Origin of the sequence: Aquimarina agarivorans (assembly GCF_000218485.1) — a bacterium.
Taxonomy (GTDB): domain Bacteria; phylum Bacteroidota; class Bacteroidia; order Flavobacteriales; family Flavobacteriaceae; genus Aquimarina; species Aquimarina agarivorans.
Window position 1 is genome coordinate 1 of the sequence record NZ_AFPB01000110.1, and the last position, 2,872, is coordinate 2,872.

Below are 2,872 nucleotides of genomic sequence, written 5' to 3' on the forward strand. Positions count from 1 at the left end.
CAGAACCTATGTACAATGCCCCAAGGGACACTGTACATAGCTCTGTCGTTACAAGCAAGCGCTCAAAAAAACTTAAATTTATGGATAGTTGGGAATCAAGTAAAGTAGTCGAAGCGATTGAAAGGAAGCTAAAAGAAATAATCATTAAATGTATTGAAGAGCATGACGGCGAATGTGATTTCGAAAGAAAAGTCCGTCAATCGGTAAGTGAAAGAATGTATGATTTTGTTAGAAGCTCTTCTTCTTTCGACCTTAATGTTTTAAGAGATTATGAGTTAAAGAATTCAAGCTGTGATGTTAGTAGCGGTAACGATTGTGTTCTAGGTAAAATTGAACTAGAGTATCATGAAAAGCATGACCGATATAAATATGGCGAACCTGGATATAGAGGTAATGAAGATGGAGAAATTTGCCAATATCCTGACTATGCTGATAGATATTATCAATGGGAGGGTTTTCGTAAAAAGTGGATTGATATAACAGATAAAGTATGTGGAGATGATAGATACAATACAAATGGCTTTATGAATAATGCAGCTTTTGAACCTTTATGGGGTAACAATCGATCAGGAGGAGATACTTTTAGCACAAATCGACATAGAAATGGAGGAGATTTATGGGGTAATCCTCAAATCAGAAAACCTTTAGGTGGGTTTAAAAAAATATCGGCAAATGTTTTTAAATCTATCTACAACTTTACTCTAAATTTAAAGTCAGCAATAAATCATTATTTAAAACTTAATGAAGCTTTTAAAAATGAAGATGTTGAAACTATAGAAAAAATGATTCCTAAGGATAGCATTTCTCCTATTGAAGAACCTAAAGTTCAAATAAGTTTAGAAAAAGTTAATAATTGGAGTTATTTTTATAACAATGGACATATCGATCAAAGTGGAAGCATGACAAGAAAAGATTCCATGGTATATCTAAAAGATGTGGAACAAGTAAAACTTAACAATAGTTTAAAAAACGATAAAAAAATTAGGGCTGCTTATGAGAAGTTTATTCGTAAATAATACAATTATTTTTTTACTTCTATTTTTAGGATGTCGATCGCCACATCATGAAAAAATTGACCCTTCAAGATTCATTATAAAAATTCAAAAAAAACAAGAAATTGGGGTTTCAGAATATGCAGAAATAATATATAAACCAATTATTATGGATACTCTTAAACTAAAAAAAACAGATTACAGGGAAGTCTCATTAAGCTATAACATTGCAGATAAACAAACTTCAATAGAAGAGTTAGAACAAATACCAATGAATTACACATATCTATCTTTAAAAAATAAAGATTCTATTATTCCATTTCGAGTAAAAGTAGATAAGATAGGAGACTTCTTTATTGAAGGATATGTAAAAGACAGTATTGTTCTTAATGATTCAAATGGTGAACAAGCTAGAATTATAGTTGACAAAATAAAGGTCTGTGAAAAAATAAAAATAATTCCAAAATAGCCAGCTTGTAACACATAAAGCATTCGTCTTGCCGATAGGCCAGAGATGAATGCTTTATGTGTTGGCGGTAGTGTTTATGTCTATTTACCAATTATCCTTTTTCTATGTTTTATACCCCATTCAGCAATAGTATTAGTCAAATTTTTAAGTGTTGAGCCGTATTCTGTTATTTCGTATTCAACAGTTACAGGTTGAGTATCTAATACGTTTCTTATAATGAGTTGATTCATTTCTAATTCTTTTAATTCTCGACTTAACATTCTGCCTGATATTCCTTTTACCTCTCGTAATAATTCAGAATAACGCATTTTTTTATAGCAAAGGCAGGCGATAATCGATATTTTCCATTTACCATTTAGAATATCCATTACATCGTGAATTGCTAAAATGGTATGGCTACATTCTTTTATTGGTTCTATTTCTGGTTTCATAATAAGTTACTTAGTTACTCTAATGTTACTGTTATTTTTTGGAAGTAAGTTACAAAAAGTAACCTTTTCAGATTACTTTTGAATAATAATTTTAAAATGAAATAATAATGAAATTAATAGGCGATTTAAAATGGCGGTATGCTACAAAAAAATTTAGCAATAAAAAAGTAGCTAATGATGATTTAAAAAAAATAATAGAAGCAATAAATTTATCCGCGTCTTCCATTGGAATGCAAACGTACAGACTTTTTGTAATTGATAATCAATTATTAAAAAAAGAATTAGGCGAAGGTTCATTTAATTCTCAAATAGCTGAATCTTCACATCTTTTAGTTTTTGCTGCATTTGATTCTATTAATCAAGAGATTATCAATAATTATATTGAATTTGTTGCCAAGGAAAGAAAAACTCCAGTTAAAGATTTAATGGGTTTTAAGAAAACAATTAGCGATTATTTATTATCTAAGACTGATGAAGAAAATTTTATTTGGTCAGCAAAACAAGCTTACATTGGTTTAGGAACTGCATTAATTGCGGCGGCAACATTAAAAATTGATTCTACTCCAATGGAAGGCTTTGATGCAGATAAATTTGATGAATTATTAGGATTGAAAGAAAAAAAACTCAAAAGTGTAGTTATTTTAGCATTAGGGTATCGAGATGAAGAAAATGATTATTTGGCCAATCAGAAAAAAGTTAGACTACCAATAGAAGTTTTTTCAACAAAAGTGAGTTAACTGTGGATAAATGATAAGCTACTTGAACAAAATCGGGTAGCTTTTTTCACATTACCGCCAACGTTAAATATATGGTAAGTTGGGCAGAAAATAAGCGATTACTTTCGGTTTAGCCACAAGCCAAATCTTTTGCATTTTGTTTTAATTTTTCTCTTTTAATACCAAATCAAAAGATTTGGCGACTTTACAAAAGACAACAACCTTTCGGTTAAACACTAACCGCCCAATTTGCTATATATAGTG

Annotated in this window: 4 protein-coding genes; 3 read left to right on the forward strand and 1 reads right to left on the reverse strand. The window is 30.0% G+C overall.

Annotated features, from left to right (window positions below; translation table 11 throughout):
• Positions 1-1,016: hypothetical protein (locus GMC_RS19230; protein ID WP_010521242.1), on the forward strand; the 1,016-nt coding region annotated here is incomplete at its 5' end.
• Positions 994-1,461, forward strand: a complete 468-nt coding sequence (locus GMC_RS0105770) for a hypothetical protein (protein WP_010521243.1) — start codon at positions 994-996, stop codon at positions 1,459-1,461. The genes GMC_RS19230 and GMC_RS0105770, both read left to right, overlap by 23 nt.
• 80 nt (positions 1,462-1,541) lie before the next feature.
• Here GMC_RS0105770 and GMC_RS0105775 read toward each other — a convergent pair whose 3' ends face one another.
• Entirely contained in the window at positions 1,542-1,892 is a 351-nt protein-coding gene (locus GMC_RS0105775; protein ID WP_010521244.1) for a winged helix-turn-helix transcriptional regulator, read from the reverse strand.
• Between the two features lie 107 nt (positions 1,893-1,999).
• Here GMC_RS0105775 and GMC_RS0105780 point away from each other — a divergent pair, with 107 nt between their 5' ends.
• Complete coding sequence (locus GMC_RS0105780) at positions 2,000-2,629, forward strand: nitroreductase family protein (RefSeq protein ID WP_010521245.1); 630 nt, start codon at positions 2,000-2,002, stop codon at positions 2,627-2,629.
• Positions 2,630-2,872 lie beyond the last annotated feature (243 nt).